We start from the raw sequence: 424 nt of genomic DNA, 5'->3' as shown, positions 1-424 counted from the left end.
CTTTACCACCTTCCATGATAGCTTTTGCCATTTTGTCGGCAGCTTCTGGGGTATAGCCTTGACCTTGAATATATTCTTTTAATGCTCCTTGCTGTGCTTTTTGTTGCATTGTTGCTTTCAGTGCAGCATCTCTTGCTTGTGTAGCTGCATACTTGTCTTCTCCGCCTTGAGCAGTAATTGATTTATCTAAAGATTGCTGTTTGGCTTTTTCACTAGCTGCTGCATTTCTATCATACATATCCGGATTTACTTGATAGTTTCTTCGAACTCCTCTTGCTTGTCCATGCATAGAATCAGATTTTGATTTTTCAATATCTGTCATATCTTTTTTAAGTTGAGATAAGTCGCCATGATATTTTCCTTTTTGAAACGCATCCCCTTTGGCAATCTCACCGGCAACACCCATAGCTCCAACACGCTTAAT

1 protein-coding gene is annotated in these 424 nt (G+C 39.6%); it reads right to left on the bottom strand.

Features of this window, described 5'->3' with window-relative positions:
• A partial coding sequence (locus ES948_RS10965) for a hypothetical protein (protein ID WP_188109525.1) occupies nucleotides 1-424 on the bottom strand: 424 nt, incomplete at both ends.

It is taken from the genome of Sulfurimonas indica, from assembly GCF_009192995.1.
GTDB classification, from domain to species: domain Bacteria; phylum Campylobacterota; class Campylobacteria; order Campylobacterales; family Sulfurimonadaceae; genus Sulfurimonas; species Sulfurimonas indica.
This window is presented reverse-complemented; position numbering and strand designations above follow the sequence as displayed.